Raw genomic sequence first — 19,067 nt, forward strand, 5'->3', positions numbered from 1 at the left:
TACTCCACATATATCGCTACCACCCTGAAAATGTACACGCTGAAGCAGCGTATATCCTAGGTTTTCTATCATGTCTGCTCCCCAACACGCCAAGGTTTTAATTCTCGGCTCCGGCCCGGCCGGATATACCGCCGCCGTTTACGCAGCGCGCGCAAACCTGAAGCCATTGCTCATTACCGGTATTGCCCAGGGCGGGCAGCTGATGACCACCACCGAGGTCGACAACTGGCCGGCCGACGTTCACGGCGTTCAGGGCCCCGAACTGATGCAGCGCTTTCTGGAGCACGCGGAACGCTTCAAGACGCAGATCGTGTTCGACCACATCAACAAGGTCGACCTGAGCAAGCGCCCCTTTACCCTCACGGGCGACAGCGGCACCTACACCTGCGACTCGCTGATCATTGCCACGGGCGCTTCCGCGAAGTACCTGGGGCTCGATTCCGAGGAAAAGTTCATGGGCCGCGGCGTCTCGGCGTGCGCCACCTGCGACGGTTTCTTCTACCGCGAGCAGGAAGTCTGCGTGATCGGCGGCGGCAACACGGCCGTCGAGGAAGCGCTGTACCTCTCGAACATCGCCAACAAGGTCACGCTGGTGCATCGCCGCGACAAATTCCGCGCCGAACCAATCCTGATCGACAAGGTCATGGAAAAGGTCGCCGAGGGCAAGATCGTGCTGAAACTGCACAACCAGCTCGACGAAGTGCTGGGCGACGGCACGGGCGTGACGGGCATCCGCATCAAGAACACGCAGACCGGCGCAACCGAGCAGATCGACCTCAAGGGCTGCTTCATCGCCATCGGCCACCACCCGAACACCGACATCTTCCAGGGCCAGCTGGAAATGAAGGACAACTACATCCTGACCCGCTCCGGCCTGCAGGGCTTTGCCACGATGACCAGCATTCCGGGCGTGTTCGCGGCCGGCGACGTGCAGGACAACGTGTACCGCCAGGCGATCACGAGTGCCGGCACGGGCTGCATGGCCGCACTGGACGCGCAGCGTTTCCTCGAGCAGGACGACTGAGCCAGGCCCACCGTCGGGCAAAAGGGCTATAATCCGAGGCTTTGCCGAAATATGGCCACTCCCTCACCGGGGATTGGGTTACGGCAAAGCCGGGGTACCGCCACCCGTTTCTGGCGAGGTCAAGCTGCAAAACACCCTGCAATCATCGCGATTGCGCCGGTGCCAGCTGTTCAAGAAAGAGTGTCCACATGGCACGCGTATGCGACGTAACGGGCAAAGGCCCGATGGTCGGAAACAACGTTTCCCACGCCAACAACAAAACCAAGCGCCGGTTCCTGCCGAACCTGCAATATCGCCGCTTCTGGGTCGAGACTGAAAACCGCTGGGTTCGCCTGCGCGTTTCGAGCGCTGCACTGCGCCTGATCGACAAGAACGGTATCGACGCCGTGCTCGCAGACCTGCGCGCACGCGGCCAAGCTTAAGGAGCTGAATCATGGCAACGAGCAAAGGCGGACGCGAAAAGATCAAGCTGGAATCCACCGCGGGTACCGGCCACTTCTACACGACCAGCAAGAACAAGAAGACGATGCCTGAAAAGATGTCGATCATGAAGTTCGACCCGAAGGCACGCAAGCACGTCGAATACAAGGAAATCAAGCTGAAGTAATTCAGTCCTGGTTGTCCAAAACAAAAAACCCGCTGTGATCCAGCGGGTTTTTTGTTGCCTGTTTATTTCCCGCCACCCTGTTCATTTGGGAAATACAAATACGGCGGGTACAAAAAAGCCGACCATCGAGGTCGGCTTTTTCAATGAGCAGGAGAACTGCTCTTTTCGCTTCCCAGTCCTTAGACGCGTGCGGCGCGCAGGCGGGTCGAGAACTCGCGCAGGCCGGCAATGCCGCTGGCCTCGGCACGGTGGCACCAGGCTGCCAGATCGGCCGCCAGCTGCTCGCGCGACTGCGAAGTGTTCAGCCAGAGCTGGCGCAACTCTTCGCGCATCGTGACCATCTTGTCGAGCACCGGGTGGGCGGCACGGGCTTGCACCACGTGGCTACGGGCCGATGCAGGCACCTTGTCGTCGTCGCGGTGCAGCCAGCGCTTGGCAGCCTTGAGCACCGACAGGTCGGCACCCTTGGTCTTCAGCACGGCCAGTTCTTCGCTGGTCGCACGGCGCATTTCGCGCGCGTAGCCGGCCATGACTTCGTAGCGGTTGGCAATGACGGCCTCGAGGGTCTTCTCGTTGGCCACGGGCTGGATGTCGCCCATCTGCATCTTCGGCGGCACCTTCTTGACCTTGGCCCAGCCAATGGCCTGCATGGCCTGAATGTAGATCCAGCCGATGTCGAACTCGTACTTCTTGACCGAGAACTTGGCCGAAGTCGGGTAGGTATGGTGGTTGTTGTGCAGCTCTTCGCCGCCGATGATCAGGCCCCAGGGCGAGATGTTGCGGCTGGCGTCAGGCGCCTCGAAGTTGCGGTAGCCCCAGTAGTGACCGATGCCGTTGATGATGCCGGCGGCGGTGATCGGGATCCAGAGCATCTGCACTGCCCACACGGCCATGCCGAGCGTGCCGAACAGCGCCAGGTTGATGATCAGCATCAGGCCCACGCCTTGCCAGCTGTAGCGCGTGTACAGGTTGCGCTCGATCCAGTCATCAGGCGTGCCGTGACCGTAGCGATCCATCGTTTCCTTGTTCTTCGACTCCTTGCGGTACAGCTCGGCGCCGCGCCACAAAACTTCGTCGATGCCCTTGACCTGCGGGCTGTGCGGGTCTTCTTCGGTTTCGCACTTGGCGTGGTGCTTGCGGTGAATGGCAACCCATTCCTTGGTCACCATGCCGGTGCCAAGCCACAGCCAGAATCGGAAGAAATGCGACGGGATCGGGCCCAGATCCATGGCCCGGTGCGTCTGCGTGCGGTGCAGGAAGATCGTGACCGCCGCGATGGTGATGTGCGTGGTGACGAGCGTGTACAACACCACTTGCCACCAAGTGAGGTCCCACAGGCCGTGTCCGAGCCATTGGATGGCCGCGTTCAGAACGGCGGAGTCAGGAAGCAACATTGAGTCAGGTACTCCATGGCCACACGAAGGTGCAGCCTTCAGATAACCAGCGATTTTAAGTCGGCAGGGCCAAAACGAGGCCTTTTACCCTTCAAGAAAAGCACTGATTAACCCTCGATTGGAGTCCTGCGCCTATTTGCGGTTCCACACTGCGGCAAAGAAACCGTCGGTGGCATGGCGGTGCGGCCACAGCCGCAGGTAGCGCCTGCCGTCCTCGCCCCCCGCGCAAAGTGCCTCGAAACCTTCCACTTTGAGCCCCTGCAGCAGCTCGGCGGCGTCCACGGGCTCGAAATCGGGGTTGGCGGCGGCAAAAGCCTCGGCAATGGCCTCGTTTTCCTCCGGCAGCACGCTGCAGGTGGCATAGACCAGCCGGCCGCCCGACTTCACGAGCCGCGCGGCGCTTTGCAGGATGGCGGTCTGCTTGACCGTCAGTTCCTCGACCGATTTGAGCGACTGGCGCCATTTCAGGTCCGGATTGCGGCGCAGCGTGCCAAGCCCCGAGCACGGCGCATCGACCAGCACGCGGTCGATCTTGCCCGCCAGGCGCTTGACGCGATCGTCGCGCTCATGGGCAATCGCGGCCGGATGAACGTTCGAAAGCTTGCTGCGCCCCAGCCGCGGCTTGAGCGCGTCGAGGCGATGCGCCGACGTGTCGAAGGCATAGAGACGGCCGGTGTTGCGCATCGTCGCGCCAATGGCCAGCGTCTTGCCGCCGGCTCCGGCGCAGAAGTCGACCACCATTTCGCCGCGCTTGGCATCCAGCAGCAGCGCCAGCAGTTGCGAGCCTTCGTCCTGCACCTCCACGGCACCGCGGGCAAAGGCGTCCAACTTGGTCAGCGCCGGCTTGCCGTCGATGCGCAAGCCCCAGGGCGAAAACGGCGTCGCTTCCGATTTGATAGCAGCTTTCGCAAGCTCCGCCTTTACTTCGGCGCGTTTGTCGGTCAGGGCGTTGACGCGCAGGTCCAGCGGCGCCGGCTGCTGCAGGCTTTCGACCAGCGGCCAGAAACCGTCGCCCAGCTGCGCCTTGAGCGGCGCCACCAGCCACTCGGGCAGGTTGTGGCGATGGCGTTCGAGCAAGTCTTCCGGCTTGACGGCGTCGCAGTTGTCGAGCCAGCGCTTTTCGGTGTCGGTCAGGGCGCTCTTCAGAAAATCGCGCGGGCCGTAAAAGCCCAGGATCGCCATGCGGCGTTCCTTCGAACCGGTGCCCGAGGGCGAGAGGTGGTCGAACAGAAGCTTCTTGCGAAGCACGGTGTAGACGGTTTCGGCGAGCGTCGCGCGCTCGCGCGGGCCGAACTCGCGGTGGTCGCGGAAAAAGCGCGAAACGACCTGGTCGGCCGGGTGATCGAATTTCAGGACAAGGCCGACCAGATCGGCGGTGGCCTCCAACAGGGCTTTGGGGTGCATACCCCCGATTGTCTCAGCCAGCCGGCATGCCGGACCGAAGGGGCTTTGGGCTCGGCCTATGCGGCGCGCGTCCAGACCGGCCCGAAGGCCTCCCGCTCGATGTCCGCCAACGTGGGCGAATGGCCGGCCCAGAGCACCAGCGCCACGCCCGGCAGGCTCAGGGTTTGCTCGAGCTGGCGGCACAGTTGCCAGCGGCCGTCGTCGTCGAGCCCCGGCAGTTCGACAAACACCGTGTAAGCGCGGCGCCAGGGAAATTCGCGCAAGTTCTTGCGCACCAGCCAGGCCCGCGACACGGGAAGGTTGCGCGCGAGATCCGCCTTCAACTCCTCCAGCTCGTGGTGGTTCAGGTCGTGCCGCGTGATCTGGCTGAAGACCGGCGTGTCGGTAATTTCTTCCCAGGCGCGCGCCTCGGCCTCTTCCGCTTCCTTGAGCCGGCCGCGCCACAGCTTGAGCGCTTCCTCGTCATGCGGCCCTGCGTCGGGGTCTTCGAGCGAGGCCACGGCACTCCTGGCGGCCCACCAGCGGCTGGCCGCGCCGGACTCGTGCAGCCGCTCGAGCACCACGAGGCGCGACGCGCGATCGCTGGCGGGCAGCATCTGCACCAGCCCACGCAGTGCGCCAGGATGCTCCGGCGCGATTTTCAGGGCGCTTTCGTAGCGGATTCGCACCGGCGCCGCCGGGTCGAGGCGCCGCTCCGAGTCGGCCCACTCGACCATTTCGTCGGGCGTGTTGTGCTCGCCGCGCGCCGCCAGCACCGCGATGCGCTCGCGGATGCGCGACCTGTGCGCATGGTGCTGCTTCCAGTCGGCGGCATGCGCACGGCGCCACAGATTGTCGAAATGCTCGATCCACTTCTTGCGATCGGCCAGCAACTCGAGCGCCGGGCGCTCCGACCATTCGGGCAAGGCGGCCTTCTGCTCCAGGGCTTCGAGCCGGTCGCGCAACACCGGATGGGTGTCTTCCAGGTCGCTGACACGGCGCATCGCATCGCGCAGCGCCTGGCGCGCGAATTCGTCGCTGGGCGGCGTGCGGACGCGCTTGCGCAAGGCTGCGAACGGCCCGGGCGGCTGCGGCTCGTGCTCGGCGCGCGACCAGTGCCAGGGCCAGAACTCGTTGGCGTACCAGTTGCCCTTGATCGCGATCTCGGTCAGCGCCGCGGCGGCCACCGGCGCGCCCAGCAGCCGGCCCGAAATGCGGTCGGCCTCGTATTCGTCCTGCCGGGCGAGCGCGAAGGTCTTGGCCGCGAAGCGCGGAAAGTACCAGCGGAAGAAGGCCTGCGAAAGCAGCGCCATCACGCCTTCGTCGCGCTGCAGGTTGGCGTCGAGCTTGAGCCACGACAGCCGCGTGCGATAGATCCAGGCGCTCAGCTTGCCGTGGTTGCCGCGCAGGTGGCCGTATTCGTGCGCCAGCACCGACAGCAGCCGGCGCCGGTCGAGCATCATCAGCAGCGGCAAGCCAATGCTCAGGGAATTGACCGCACCGCCGAAGAGCCCGAAGCGCGGCACCTGGCGGATGCTGGCGTTGAACTCGTCGTCCAGGTAGACGTGGTGAACCGGCGGCCCCTTGATCCTGGTGCGAATGCGGTCCAGCGCCTCGAAGAGCGCCGGCGCGTCCTCGCGAAAAAGCTCCTTGCCTTCGGGCTCGTCGAAGCGCACCCACAGCGCGCGCAGCGTGGCCCACAGCAAGCCCGCGGCAAACAGCAGGAGCCAGCCCCGCGTGAAACCGAAGCGCTCGCCCCGCCCCAGCCCCCAGATCGCCCAGACAATGATGCCCACCGCGAGCCCGAGACAGCCCAGCACCCACAGGTAGCCGAGCGCGGCAAAGGCCGCGACGCTGCGTCGATAGCGCGCACTGTCGTCCGCACTGGCATGCTCGCTCAGTCGAACCAGGTGAACAAAATCAGCGCGATCCATCCGACTCCGTCAAATCAAGCCGCTACAGTTTTTGAAAGAAAGAAGCCCCCGTTGAACGACGACGACCTGCCCCCTCTGATCGAAACACCCCCCGGCCGCTACCGCCACTACAAAGGCGGCGAATACGAGGTGATCGGCACCGTTCGCCACAGCGAAACCCTGGAGCCGATGACGCTGTACCGCGCCTTGTATGGAGCCCATGGGCTCTGGGTGCGGCCTGCCGCGATGTTCGGCGAAACCATCGAGATCGACGGCACGCCGCGGCGGCGATTCACCCCGGTCTAGCCAAATACGCCTGTCTCTGGCGTCCTGCCTGATCCGGTTGCTATATTTTCAATAGCAACCGATTTACCGTCAACCGCAGCGGACCTCGGTCACGCGGTTGCGCGCGTCGACATCGAGATTGAGCCGGCCGCCGTTCAGTTCCATCGTCGCGGCCTCGTTCGGCCTCAAGACACGTACGACACCCGCGCCGGAGCGCGCACGGGCCGCGGCTTCGAGTTGAGGCGTCAAGGGCTGGCCAACGGCAAACCGGGCGCCGTCCGCGTTGCATTGGTAGACCGGTTCCGGCGGCGGCGCGGGCGCCGGGGCGGGTGCGGGCGCCGGAGCGGCACAGGCAGCCATCAAGGCGGCACCGGCGACGGTCAGCAGCAGCGATTGGGTTTTCACTTCAAACTCCCCGAAAACCCGCGAATATAAACAACTTTATCGATTGTGACTCGATGTATCTGACAGCCATCCGGCGATGGCACGTGGATACAACAGGTGTTCTTGCGCCAGCACCCGCCCTGCCAGCGTCGCCGCCGTGTCGTCGGGCAGCACCGGCACCACGGCCTGCGCCAGGATCGGCCCGTGGTCGAGCTCGGTGGTCACCTGGTGGACCGTCACGCCCGCCACCTTGCAGCCGGCTTCGATGGCCCGCTGGTGCGTATTCAGCCCCGGAAACGCGGGCAGCAACGAGGGGTGGATGTTCACCAACCGGCCGGCATAGCGGCCGACGAAGCCCGGCGTCAGGATGCGCATGAACCCCGCCAACACCACCAACGCCGGCGAATAACCGTCGACCACCTTCGCCAGCGCCTCGTCGAAGGCCTCGCGGGTGGCGAAATCCTTGTGCGGGACGACGGCGGTATCGATGCCGTGCGACTTTGCAAGCGCCAGCCCGCCGGCCTCGGCCTTGTTGCTCACCACGGCCGCAATGCGCGCGCCGAAACGGTCGGCCCAGCGGTCGCGCTCGGCGGCGCGCACGATGGCCGCCATGTTGGAACCGCCGCCGGAAATCAGGATCACGATGTTCTTCATGGGAGGCGGGATTATCCGTGCCCCGGATTCGGTGGGGCCCGGCGCCCGGTTGTCACGACTTGTCGCCGCGCGGACACCGTTTCACAGCACGACCGTGCTAAAACTCACGGTTCCGGAGACACACCGCGTCTGCGGTGAACCGATCAACACAGCGAGGCACGCATGGATTTGAGCTTCACACCCGAAGAACAGAAGTTCCGCGAAGAAGTTCGCGACTGGGTCAAGGAAAACCTCCCCAAGGAGATGTCGCACAAGGTGCACAACGCACTCGAGCTGACACGCGACGATCTGCAGAACTGGGCCAAGATTCTTGGCAAGAAGGGCTGGCTGGGCTACGGCTGGCCCAAGGAATTCGGCGGCCCCGGCTGGACCGCCGTCCAGCGCCACCTGTTCGAAGAAGAAACCGCCCTGGCCGGCGCGCCGCGCATCATTCCGTTCGGCCCCGTCATGGTGGCCCCGGTGATCATGGCCTTCGGCAATGCCGAGCAGCAAAAGCGCTTTCTTCCCGGCATCGCCAGCGGTGAAGTCTGGTGGAGCCAGGGCTACAGCGAACCCGGCTCGGGTTCCGACCTGGCCTCGGTCAAGACCAAGGCCGAGCGCAAGGGCGACAAGTACATCGTCAACGGCCAGAAGACCTGGACCACGCTCGGCCAGTACGGCGACTGGATGTTCAACCTCGTGCGCACCAGCAACGAAGGCAAGCCGCAGACCGGCATCAGCTTCCTGCTGCTCGACATGAAGTCGCCCGGCGTTACCGTGCGCCCGATCAAGCTGCTCGACGGCGGCCATGAAGTGAACGAAGTGTTCTTCGACAACGTCGAAGTGCCCGCCGAGAACCTCATCGGCGAAGAGAACAAGGGCTGGACGTATGCCAAGCACCTGCTCTCGCACGAGCGCACCAACATCGCCGACGTGAACCGCGCCAAGCGCGAGCTCGAGCGCCTCAAGCGCATCGCCAAGAGCGAAGGCGTCTACGAAGACCAGCGCTTCCGCGACGAGATCGCCAAGCTCGAAGTCGACATCGTCGCCCTCGAGATGATGGTGCTGCGCGTGCTGTCGGCCGCCACCTCGGGCAAGAACTCGCTCGACGTCGCGGGCCTGCTCAAGATCCGCGGCAGCGAGATCCAGCAGCGCTACAGCGAACTGATGATGCTGGCCGGCGGCCCCTACTCGTTGCCGCTGATCCGCGAGGCCATGGAAGCCGGCTGGCAAGGCAACTTCCCGGGCGGCAACCCGGCCATCGCGCCGCTGACGTCGACCTTCTTCAACATGCGCAAGACCACCATCTACGGCGGTTCGAACGAAGTGCAACGCAACATCGTCGCGCAGACGGTTCTGGGCTGAGGAGACACGCACATGGATTTCAATTTCACCGACGACCAGGAACAACTGCGCGACGCCGTTCGCAAGTGGGTCGACAAGGGCTATGACTTCGAGCGCCGCCGCGGCATCGAGGCCAAGGGCGGCTTCTCGCGCGAGGCCTGGGACGAACTGGCCGAACTCGGCCTGGGCGGCCTGTACATCGCCGAAGACGACGGCGGCCTGGGCATGGGCCCGGTGGCCGGCATGGTCGTGATGGAAGAACTGGGCCGCGGCATCGTGCTGGAGCCCTTCGCGCAGACGCTGATCGCCGGCGCCGTGCTCAGTGGCTACGCCGACGCGGGCACCAAGGAAAACTGGCTGCCGCGCATCGCCGGCGGCCAGGCCATCGTGGTGCTGGCCTACCAGGAGCGCAAGGCACGCTACCGCCTCGACGTGTGCGACGCCCATGCGGCCAAGGCCGGCGACGGCTGGTCGCTGACCGGCGCCAAGAGCGTGGTGCCCGTGGGTGACGAAGCCGACGCCTTCCTGGTGCCTGCCAAGGTCGACGGAAAGATCGCCCTGTTCCTGGTCGAGCGCAGCGCCAGCGGTGTCGAAGCCCGCGGCTACGGCACGCAGGACGGCGGCCGCGCGGCCGAAGTCGTGTTCGACAAGGCGGACGCCACGCTGGTCACGCTCGACGGCCTGGCCGCCCTCGAGTACGCGGTCGACGTCGGCATTGCCGCCACCTGCGCTGAAGCCGTCGGCGTGATGGACAAGACCGTTGCCGTGACTGTCGAGTACATGAACCAGCGCAAGCAGTTCGGCGTGGCCATCTCCAGCTTCCAGGCGCTGCGCCATCGCGTCGCCGACGTGAAGATGCAGCTCGAGCTGGCACGCTCGATGAGCTACTACGCCACGCTCAAGCTCAACGCCCCGGCCGAAGAACGCCGCCAGGCGCTGGCGCGCGCCAAGTACCAGCTGGGCACGTCGATGCGCTACGTGGCCGCCAACTCGGTGCAGCTGCATGGCGGTATCGGGGTGACCGACGAATACATCGGCAGCCACTACTTCCGCAAGCTCACGCAACTGGAGCTGACCTTCGGCGACACCCTGCACCACCTGGGCGAAGTGTCGGCCCGCATGCAGGACACCGCCGGCGTCTTCGCCTGACGGCCTTTTTCCCCTAGCATCCAACGCCCACCCGCTTCGCGCCGGTGGGCGTTTTTACTTGGAACCCAGCCCAGGAACGAAACATGCCTTCACGCCGCACCCTCCTTGCCCTTGCCCTCCTCGGGACCGCATCGACCGCCATGCTGACCGCTTGCGCCACCGCCCCCACGCCTTCGTTCACCGAACGCCCGCCGATCGTGTTCATGCACGGCAACGGCGACTCGGCCGCGCTGTGGCAAACGACGATCTGGCGCTTCGAATCGAACGGCTGGCCGCGCGACCGGTTGTTCGCGGTCGACCAGCCCAATCCCCTGGCACGCGACGACGACGCCGTGGCGCAACCGGGCCGCAGCTCGACCACCGAATCGGCCGTCTTCCTGAAGGCCGAAGTCGACAAGGTACTGAGGGCCACCGGCGCCAGCAAGGTCGTGCTGATCGGCAACTCGCGCGGCGGCAACACCATTCGCAACTACGTGCAGAACGGCGGCGGCGCGGAGGTCGTGAGCCACGTGGTGCTGGGCGGCAATCCGGCGCACGGCATCTGGGCCGTGAAGGGCTTTCGCGAGAACAACGAGTTCTCGGGGCTGTCGGGCTTCATGCAGCAGCTCAACGCACCCAAAGGCGCGAACGGCGACGAGGTCACGCCCGGCGTGAAATGGCTGACGCTGCGCTCGGACAACAACGACAAGTACGCCCAGCCCGATGGTGTGTGGATCGGCGCGCCCGGCAGGCCGACGAACATCGGCTTCGACGGGCCGGCGCTCAAGGGCGCGACCAATGTCGTGCTGCCGCGGGCCGACCACCGCGAGGTCTCGTTCTCGCCGGCCGCGTTTGCGGCAACCTGGCAATTCCTGACTGGGCAGGCACCGCGCACCACGGCCGTGGCGCCCGACACCAATGTCGTTCTGAACGGCCGCGCGATCGGTGCGGAAAACCTGTCGCTGAACGGCGGGCAGGTGACGGTCCATGCCATCGATCCGGCCACGGGCGCGCGGCGCGGCGACGCGGTGCACAGCAAGAACATCGGCGCAGATGGCCGCTGGGGACCGTTCAACGCGCGCGGCGACACCGCCTACGAATTCGTTCTCGTCGCGCCCGGCTACGGCACCACGCACATCTACCGCAGCCCGTTCCCGCGCAGCAGCAGCTTCGTGCACCTGCGCCCCGAGCGCATCGTGCCGGCCGATGAAGGCGCGAATGCCGTCGTCGTCTTCACGCGGCCGCGCGGCTATTTCGACGCGCAGCGCGACACCGTGCGCTTCGACGGCCAGAGCCCGCCGGCCGGCGTGCCGCCCAAGGGCGCGGGCGTGTCGACTTCGCGGCTGCGCGTCGCCGCCAGCGGACCGCAGCGCGCGGTAACGGGCGAGTTCAATGGCGAGCGCATCACCGGCCTGACCTGGCCCGCCGCCCAGGAGCACGCCACGGTGCTCGAGTTGACCTACTGAGGCGCAGCGACACCATGAACGACACCGCCTCTCCCTTCGTGCTGGCAACGCGCGATGCGCGCGGCGTGGTCACGCTGACACTGAACCGCCCGGCCTCGTTCAACGCCCTGTCCGAAGGCATGCTCGGAGCGCTCGAGCAGGCCATCGGCGACATCGCGGCCGACAATGGCGTGCGCGCCGTCGTCATCGCGGCGGCGGGCAAGGCCTTCTGCGCGGGACACGACCTGAAGGAAATGCGCGCCGAGCCCTCGCTGGGCTACTACCAGCAGCTGTTCGAGCGCTGCGGCGCAATGATGCTGTCGCTCCAGCGGCTGCCCGTGCCGGTGATCGCACGCGTGCACGGCATTGCCACCGCCGCGGGTTGCCAGCTCGTCGCCGTGTGCGACCTGGCGGTGGCTTCGAGCGAAGCGCGTTTTGCAGTCAGCGGAGTGAACGTGGGGCTGTTCTGCGCCACGCCGAGCGTCACGCTGTCGCGCAACCTCGGGCGCAAGGAAGCCTTCGAGATGCTCGTGACCGGTGAATTCATCAGCGCCCAGGAAGCGCGCGAGAAAGGCCTGGTCAACCGGGTGGCGCCGCCCGCGGAACTCGACGCCGCCGTCGAAACGCTGGTGGCCAGCATCGTTGCCAAGCCCCGTACCGCGCTCGCGCTCGGCAAGGCTTTGTTCTATCGCCAGCTCGAAACCGCCATCGAAGCCGCGCTGGTCGACGCCAGCCAGACCATGGCCTGCAACATGATGGACGCGAGCGCACTGGAGGGCGTTCAGGCGTTCATCGAGAAGCGGCCGCCGGACTGGAAGCGCTAGAAAAAATAGCGCGAGCGCATTGCGCTTCAACCGATTCCGCCGAGGGAACGCAAAGCTACTTGTTTCCGGGGATTGCCCTCGAACATGGTCCTTTCGTATCGTCTGGCTTCCTGCACCAGGACGCCGTGCATCCGCCTGCCATCGATGAATAGAGCCTCTGTTTGTCCGGCGATGCATGCCCGTGCAAGGAGGAATCAATGCCCATTCCCCATTACGACGTCTTCAAGCTCAATACGAACAACCACGCCTTTTTCGAGCAGGCGCGTGGTCCCAACATCAAGAAGATCGACGCCGCACTGGAGGCCTGGTGGAAAAAGCCCGCCAATTCCACGAACGCCGCGCAGATCGCGCTTCTCGCCGCGATCGTTTCAAACTGCTCGCAATGGATGAAGCTCAAGCGCCTCAGCGAAAACAAGCTCGCGGTGAGCCGGCGCGTTCATATTGCGTCGCTGGCCAATGACGTGCTCGTGGAACTCGAAAACCTCGAGACCGACGCCACGGGCAGGATGAAAATTTCCTTCAATCAGAAAAAGATCAAGGCGCTCAGCGCGAATGCGCCCCAGCGCAGCCCCGCCACCACGATGGCGGGCGTCTATGCCCACGAGCGCGCCCTGTACCTCAGGAACAAGAAACAGACCGCGCCATCGGCGAGCCTGCTTCATCGCTATCTCGGGAATTCCCTCGAACTGGGAGCGCCCGAGGTGAAGAAATTCAAAGGCAAGAAATTCGAGCAGCTGACGGAAGAAGATTTTCGAAAGCTGAGCGAGCTTTCGAAAGAAAGCGCTGTCGAATACATGAAGAAGTCCGCGCGCCTTGACTACTGGGTCGAGGTCAACGGCAACGGCCTGCTGCAATACAAGAAAGACGGCACGCTCCTGGACACGACAAGAAGCTTCATCTGGGCCATGGACGAATATGGAAACCTGTATTGCGCGGAAGGGCAATACACGGACAAGCAGCGCAATCATTCTTCGTTCAATGCCGGCAAGGACATCATTTGCGCGGGTGCCCTCGAGGCCCAAAAAGGCGTGCTGCTGCGCATCGACAACGCGAGCGGCCATTACAAGCCCGACAAGCAGGCACTGCACCGCGCGGTGAAAGCCCTCGAAGACGAGGGGCTCGATTTCGGCAATGCGACCGTGAGCGCGGTGAAGATCGAAGGCACCCGGATGACCACCAACAAGTACAGGGCCACGGATTTCCTGGCCAACCCCGACTCGCTGCCCTTCGAAACCTTCTGACAGGGCTAGGTGTCGTGCAGCCGCGAGCTTTGCGGCAGGTGAGCCATCAGGAACTCCATCTGGTCCGCCAGGATGCGGCGGTTTCGCAGAATGAAGTCTTCCCACAGGCTGGGCACATAGGGCGCATACAGCAGCGGCATGTTGGCCTGCTCCGGCGTGCGGCTGCTCTTGCGGTGGTTGCAAGGCTTGCAGGCCGTGACCACGTTCATCCACGTATCGATGCCCTTCTGGGCGAACGGAATGATGTGCTCGCGCGTGAGCTCGTCTTCGTGGAAATGCCCGCCGCAGTAGGCGCAGACATTGCGGTCGCGCGAGAACAGCTTGCTGTTGGTCAGGCCCGGACGCTGCGTGAAGGGATTGATGCGCGGCACGCCCTTGGTGCCGATGATGCTGTTGATCGCGATCTGCGACTGCTCGCCCGTGATCGCGTTGTGGCCGCCACGGAACACCGCGACCTGCGCGCCCACTTCCCAGCGAACTTCGTCCGCCGCGTAGTGGATCACCGCCTGTTCGAGCGATATCCATGACTGGGGCAGCCCTTGGGCCGACAGCTTCAAGACCTTCACCAACGTCTCCTCAAAAAAGGAAGAACCACGGAAAGACCAGGGACACGGAGTGCATCGGAGACCCACGCCAAACGACGCACTGCGTCACAATATACCGGCTTTGTGACAAAACGGCCGGATTCGCCCATTTGACGGGCGAACGGCGCTATCAAAAAGATACTCACCGATGCAGGTTTTCCGCGGCTTCCGGCACCCGGGCGTAGCCCCGGCCTGCGCCCTCACGATAGGGAATTTCGACGGCGTGCACCGTGGCCACCAGGCCATGCTCGCGCTCTTGCAGACCGAGGCCCGCCAGCGCGGGCTGCCGAGCTGCGTGCTGACCTTCGAGCCCCATCCGCGCGACTATTTCGCGGCCCTGACCAAGAAACCCGACCTCGCCCCGGCGCGCATCGGCACGCTGCGCGACAAGCTCAGCGAGCTCGCGGCCTGCGGCGTGGCCCAGACCATCGTGCTGCCCTTCGACGGCCGGCTGGCCTCGCAGTCGCCCGAACAGTTCATCCAGGACGTGCTGGTCGACGGCCTGGGCGCGCGCTACGTGCTGGTGGGCGACGACTTCCGCTTCGGCGCCAAGCGGGCCGGCGACTACGCCATGCTCGATGCGGCGGGAGACGCACGCGGCTTCGACGTGGCGCGCATGAACAGCTACGAAGTGCATGGCCTGCGGGTGTCCAGCTCGGCGGTGCGCGAGGCGTTGGCCGAAGGCCGCATGGCCGATGCGCAAACGCTGCTCGGCCGCCCCTACACAATTTCAGGCCACGTGGTCCACGGCCGCAAGCTCGGCCGCGCGCTGGGCGCCTCGGCGCCGGGCAAGGACGATGGCTTTCGCACCCTCAACCTGCGCTTCAAGCACTGGAAACCGGCCGCCAGCGGCATCTTCGCGGTGCTGGTGCATGGCCTGGCCGACCATCCCCTGCCGGGCGTGGCCAACCTCGGCGTGCGCCCCTCGCTGGACGCCAACGACGTCAACGCCGGCCGTGTTTTGCTGGAGACGCATTGCCTGGAGTGGCCCTCTCATCTGGGAGCCGAAGGGGCCTACGGTAAAATCGTCCGCGTGGAACTCCTGCACAAACTGCACGACGAATTGCGCTACACCAGCCTCGAAGCCCTCACCGCGGGCATCGCGAAGGATGGCCGCGACGCACGCGCGTTCTTTGCATCGACCCACGCCGAAACCCACCGCCAGACCACGCGCGACCGAATTTAGCCCTGCACGCCCCGTGCTGCCGCCCTTCGACAAGCTCAGGGCGAACGGCTTTTCTTCCGCACCGACCGCTCAATGCAGTTCGGGCTGAGCCTGTCGAAGCCCTCTCTGTTCGCACCCCAACATGTCTGACGCTGCCGCCACCCCCACCGACTACCGTTCCACGCTGAACCTGCCCGACACCCCCTTCCCGATGCGCGGCGACCTGCCCAAGCGCGAACCGGGCTGGGTGAAGGAATGGAACGACGAAGGCCGCTACCACCGCCTGCGCGACGCCCGCCACGGCGCGCCCAAGTTCATCCTGCACGACGGCCCGCCGTACGCCAACGGCCAGATTCACATGGGCCACGCGGTGAACAAGATCCTGAAGGACATGATCACCAAGGCGCGCCAGCTCGAAGGCTTCGACGCGCTCTACGTGCCCGGCTGGGACTGCCATGGCCTGCCGATCGAGAACGCCATCGAAAAACAGTTCGGCCGCAACCTGAGCCGCGACGAAATGCAGGCCAAGAGCCGCGCGTACGCCACCGAGCAGATCGCGCAGCAAATGGCCGACTTCCAGCGCCTGGGCGTGCTGGGCGAATGGGACCACCCCTACAAGACCATGGACTTCGCCAACGAAGCCGGCGAGCTGCGCGCGTTCAAGCGCGTGATCGAGCGCGGCTTTGTCTACCGCGGCCTGAAGCCCGTGTACTGGTGCTTCGACTGCGGCTCGTCGCTGGCCGAGTTCGAGATCGAATACGCCGACAAGAAAAGCCAGACCATCGACGTGGCCTTCAAGGCGAACGACCGCGAAAAGGTGCTCAAGGTCTTCGAGGCCGACCACCTGCTGCTGGGCGACATCTTCGCCGTGATCTGGACCACCACCGCGTGGACCATCCCCGCCAACCAGGCGATCAACCTCAACCCCGAGCTCGAGTACTCGCTGGTCGACACCGAGCGCGGCCTGCTCATCGTGGCCAACTCGCTGGTCGAGATGTGCATGAACCGCTATGCGCTCGACGGCAAGGTGGTTGCCACGGTCAAGGGCGAGAAGCTGGGCGGCCTGGAATTCCAGCACCCGCTGTACGACGTCGATGCCGGCTACCAGCGCCTGTCGCCCATCTACCTGGCTGACTACGCCACCGCCACCGACGGCACCGGCCTCGTGCACTCCTCGCCTGCCTACGGCGTGGACGACTTCAACTCCTGCATCGCCCACGGCGTGGCGTACGACGACATCCTGAACCCGGTGCAGGGCAACGGCAGCTATGCGCCCGATTTCCCGTTGTTCGGCGGCCAGAACATCTGGAAGGCCGTGCCGGTGATCATCGCCGCGCTGCGCGACGCCAACCGCCTGCTGACCACCGAGACCATCACCCACAGCTACCCGCACTGCTGGCGCCACAAGACGCCGGTGATCTACCGTGCCGCTGCCCAGTGGTTCGTGCGCATGGACGAAGGCGAAGGCGTGTTCACCAAGGACAAGGCCCCCAAGACACTGCGCCAGACCGCGCTCGATGCCATCGAGCAGACCAGCTTCTACCCCGAGAACGGCAGGGCGCGCCTGCACGACATGATCGCCGGCCGGCCCGACTGGTGCATCAGCCGCCAGCGCAGCTGGGGCGTGCCGATCCCGTTCTTCCTGCACAAGGATTCGGGCGAGCTGCATCCGCGCACCATGGAAATCCTCGACCAGGCCGCCGACATCGTCGAGAAGGGCGGCATCGAGGCCTGGAGCCGCGTCACCGTCGAAGAAATCCTCGGTGCCGAAGACGCACCGCACTACACCAAGAGCACCGACATCCTCGAGGTGTGGTTCGACTCGGGCTCGACCTTCTCGCACGTGCTGCGCGGCACCCACCCGAACGTGCACCACGAGACCGGCCCCGAAGCCGACCTGTACCTCGAAGGCCACGACCAGCACCGCGGATGGTTCCACTCGTCGCTGCTGATCGCCTGCATGCTGGAAGACCGCGCGCCGTACAAGGGCCTGCTCACGCACGGCTTCACGGTGGATGCCAAGGGCATCAAGATGAGCAAGTCGCTCAAGAACGGCATCGACCCGCAGGAAATCAGCAACAAGCTGGGCTCGGAAATCATCCGCCTGTGGGTGGCCGCCAGCGACTACTCGGGCGACATCGCGGGCGACGACAAAATTCTCGCGCGCGTGGTCGATGCGTACCGCCGCATCCGCAACACGCTGCGCTTCTTGATGGCGAACACCAGCGACTTCGACATCGCCAAAGACGCGGTGCCGCTCGACCAGCTGTTCGAGATCGACCGCTACGCGATGGCGCGCGCCTCGCAGTTCCAGGCCGAGATCCTTGCGCACTACAAGGTGTACGAGTTCCATCCGGTGGTGGCGAAGCTGCAGATCTACTGCTCGGAAGACCTGGGCGGCTTCTACCTCGACATCCTGAAGGACCGCCTCTACACGACGGCCCCGGGCTCGCTGGCGCGCCGCAGTGCGCAGACGGCGCTGTGGCACATCTCGCAAGCGATGCTGCGCTGGATGGCGCCGTTCCTGAGCTTCACGGCCGAAGAGGCGTGGAAGTTCGTCGGCACCGGCAAGCCGGGCGAGTCGATCTTCGCGCAGACCTACAGCCAGTTCGCCGCGCCGGACGAAGCGCTGCTCGCCAAGTGGAGCCGCATCCGCACGATCCGCGATGCGGTGAACAAGGACATCGAGGCGGTGCGCGCCGAAGGCAAGGTCGGCTCGTCGCTGCAGGCCAACCTGCAAGTGAGCGCACCGGCCGACGACTTCGCGCTGCTGAGTTCGCTGGGCGACGACCTGCGCTTCGTCTTCATCACCTCGGCGATCGAGCTGGCTGCGGCTGGCGGCGAAACGCTGTCGACGGTGGTGACGCCGAGCACGGCGCAGAAGTGCGACCGTTGCTGGCACTACCGCGACGACGTGGGCCATGACGCGGCCCATCCGACGATTTGCGGGCGTTGCACGAGCAACCTGTTCGGCGCCGGCGAATCGCGGAGCTTTGCCTGATGGCAGCCGCACGTTCCGCATCGGCATCATCGCGTTCGCGCGGCGGCAGCCTGGGCATCTGGCCCTGGCTGGGGCTCGCGCTGATCATCGTGATGATCGACCAGTTCACGAAGACGCTGATCCTGGGCTACTACAAGCTGGGTGACTGGACCTACGTCACGAGCTTCTTCAATGTCGTTCGGGCGCACAACACCGGGGCCGCGTTTTCGTTCCTGGCGGACCACTCGGGGTGGCAGCGCTGGTTCTTCACTGCGATCGGCGTGGCGGCTGCGGTGTTCATCGTGTGGATGCTGAGGTCGCACGCGGGGCAGAAGCTGTTTTCGTTTTCGATGGCTTGCATTCTGGGCGGGGCCATCGGGAACGTGGTGGACCGGATGATGCACGGCTATGTCGTGGACTTTTTGAGCTTCCACTTGGGGAACTGGTATTTCCCGGCGTTCAATGCTGCGGACAGCGCCATTACCTTGGGCGCGATCTGTTTGATCGTTGATGAGATTCGGCGGGTTCGGCGGGGGAAGTAATTCTTCTCGTTGGTGAGGGGCGCCCGGTACGCGGTACGGCCCGATCAGCCCCGCTGTGCCGGCCCTTCGGGCTCCCCTGCGGTGCTCGCGTTTCGCGGGGTCTCGCAGAACTCGCCTGCGGCTCAAACAGCTGCGAGCCCTGTCCGCCCGACGCTCCGCTGCTCGGCGGTGCCTCAACGGCCGCCCAAGGA

The 19,067-nt window shown here is 65.0% G+C and carries 18 protein-coding genes; 12 read left to right on the plus strand and 6 right to left on the minus strand.

Annotation, left to right across the window (positions count from 1 at the left end):
• The first annotated feature begins 70 nt into the window (after positions 1–70).
• From trxB to rpmG, 3 genes are all read left to right on the plus strand, one after another.
• Entirely contained in the window at positions 71–1,024 is a 954-nt protein-coding gene (gene trxB, locus DBV14_RS03970; RefSeq protein WP_124457905.1) for a thioredoxin-disulfide reductase, read from the plus strand.
• A gap of 188 nt (positions 1,025–1,212) precedes the next feature.
• Positions 1,213–1,446: a 50S ribosomal protein L28 gene (gene rpmB / locus DBV14_RS03975; RefSeq protein ID WP_007830293.1), complete on the plus strand. Its 234-nt coding sequence runs from the start codon at positions 1,213–1,215 to the stop codon at positions 1,444–1,446.
• Positions 1,447–1,457: 11 nt separating this feature from the next.
• Complete coding sequence (gene rpmG, locus DBV14_RS03980) at positions 1,458–1,631, plus strand: 50S ribosomal protein L33 (RefSeq protein ID WP_007830291.1); 174 nt, start codon at positions 1,458–1,460, stop codon at positions 1,629–1,631.
• A gap of 179 nt (positions 1,632–1,810) precedes the next feature.
• Here the strand turns inward: rpmG and DBV14_RS03985 are convergent, their stop codons facing one another.
• The 3 genes from DBV14_RS03985 to DBV14_RS03995 form a co-directional block, all read right to left on the minus strand.
• Complete coding sequence (locus DBV14_RS03985; protein ID WP_124457906.1) at positions 1,811–3,025, minus strand: fatty acid desaturase; 1,215 nt, start codon at positions 3,023–3,025, stop codon at positions 1,811–1,813.
• A gap of 132 nt (positions 3,026–3,157) precedes the next feature.
• Positions 3,158–4,429 carry an RsmB/NOP family class I SAM-dependent RNA methyltransferase gene (locus DBV14_RS03990; RefSeq protein ID WP_124457907.1) on the minus strand — a complete coding sequence of 424 codons (1,272 nt, stop codon included), beginning with the start codon at positions 4,427–4,429 and terminating at the stop codon, positions 3,158–3,160.
• Between the two features lie 56 nt (positions 4,430–4,485).
• Entirely contained in the window at positions 4,486–6,342 is a 1,857-nt protein-coding gene (locus DBV14_RS03995; protein WP_124457908.1) for a M48 family metalloprotease, read from the minus strand.
• Between the two features lie 51 nt (positions 6,343–6,393).
• Here DBV14_RS03995 and DBV14_RS04000 point away from each other — a divergent pair, with 51 nt between their 5' ends.
• Positions 6,394–6,627 carry a DUF1653 domain-containing protein gene (locus DBV14_RS04000; RefSeq protein WP_124457909.1) on the plus strand — a complete coding sequence of 78 codons (234 nt, stop codon included), beginning with the start codon at positions 6,394–6,396 and terminating at the stop codon, positions 6,625–6,627.
• 69 nt (positions 6,628–6,696) lie between these two features.
• On the opposite strand, the gene DBV14_RS04005 is transcribed toward DBV14_RS04000, so the two are convergent.
• On the minus strand, positions 6,697–7,011 hold the full coding sequence (locus tag DBV14_RS04005; protein WP_124457910.1) for an I78 family peptidase inhibitor: 315 nt from the start codon (positions 7,009–7,011) through the stop codon (positions 6,697–6,699).
• Between the two features lie 36 nt (positions 7,012–7,047).
• The gene (gene purN / locus DBV14_RS04010; protein WP_124457911.1) at positions 7,048–7,644 is read right to left on the minus strand and encodes a phosphoribosylglycinamide formyltransferase; all 597 of its coding nucleotides are present in this window, start codon (positions 7,642–7,644) and stop codon (positions 7,048–7,050) included.
• A gap of 162 nt (positions 7,645–7,806) precedes the next feature.
• Here purN and DBV14_RS04015 point away from each other — a divergent pair, with 162 nt between their 5' ends.
• From DBV14_RS04015 to DBV14_RS04035, 5 genes are all read left to right on the plus strand, one after another.
• On the plus strand, positions 7,807–8,988 hold the full coding sequence (locus DBV14_RS04015) for an acyl-CoA dehydrogenase family protein (RefSeq protein WP_124457912.1): 1,182 nt from the start codon (positions 7,807–7,809) through the stop codon (positions 8,986–8,988).
• A gap of 12 nt (positions 8,989–9,000) precedes the next feature.
• Positions 9,001–10,116, plus strand: coding sequence for an acyl-CoA dehydrogenase family protein (locus DBV14_RS04020; protein WP_124457913.1), 1,116 nt, complete (start codon positions 9,001–9,003; stop codon positions 10,114–10,116).
• Positions 10,117–10,199: 83 nt separating this feature from the next.
• The gene (locus DBV14_RS04025) at positions 10,200–11,561 is read left to right on the plus strand and encodes an alpha/beta fold hydrolase (protein ID WP_124457914.1); all 1,362 of its coding nucleotides are present in this window, start codon (positions 10,200–10,202) and stop codon (positions 11,559–11,561) included.
• A gap of 14 nt (positions 11,562–11,575) precedes the next feature.
• Complete coding sequence (locus tag DBV14_RS04030) at positions 11,576–12,364, plus strand: enoyl-CoA hydratase (RefSeq protein WP_124457915.1); 789 nt, start codon at positions 11,576–11,578, stop codon at positions 12,362–12,364.
• Positions 12,365–12,525: 161 nt separating this feature from the next.
• Entirely contained in the window at positions 12,526–13,605 is a 1,080-nt protein-coding gene (locus DBV14_RS04035) for a hypothetical protein (RefSeq protein ID WP_124457916.1), read from the plus strand.
• Between the two features lie 5 nt (positions 13,606–13,610).
• Here DBV14_RS04035 and DBV14_RS04040 read toward each other — a convergent pair whose 3' ends face one another.
• Positions 13,611–14,171, minus strand: a complete 561-nt coding sequence (locus tag DBV14_RS04040) for an HNH endonuclease (RefSeq protein WP_093245882.1) — start codon at positions 14,169–14,171, stop codon at positions 13,611–13,613.
• A 166-nt stretch (positions 14,172–14,337) separates the two neighbouring features.
• Here DBV14_RS04040 and DBV14_RS04045 point away from each other — a divergent pair, with 166 nt between their 5' ends.
• From DBV14_RS04045 to lspA, 3 genes are all read left to right on the plus strand, one after another.
• On the plus strand, positions 14,338–15,375 hold the full coding sequence (locus DBV14_RS04045; protein WP_124457917.1) for a bifunctional riboflavin kinase/FAD synthetase: 1,038 nt from the start codon (positions 14,338–14,340) through the stop codon (positions 15,373–15,375).
• A 121-nt stretch (positions 15,376–15,496) separates the two neighbouring features.
• Positions 15,497–18,355, plus strand: coding sequence for an isoleucine--tRNA ligase (ileS, locus tag DBV14_RS04050; RefSeq protein ID WP_124457918.1), 2,859 nt, complete (start codon positions 15,497–15,499; stop codon positions 18,353–18,355).
• Positions 18,355–18,876: a signal peptidase II gene (gene lspA, locus DBV14_RS04055; protein ID WP_124457919.1), complete on the plus strand. Its 522-nt coding sequence runs from the start codon at positions 18,355–18,357 to the stop codon at positions 18,874–18,876. Before ileS ends, lspA begins: the two co-directional genes overlap by 1 nt.
• The last annotated feature ends 191 nt before the right edge of the window (positions 18,877–19,067 follow it).

It is taken from the genome of Variovorax sp. KBW07 (assembly GCF_003852515.1).
Lineage (GTDB): Bacteria > Pseudomonadota > Gammaproteobacteria > Burkholderiales > Burkholderiaceae_C > Variovorax.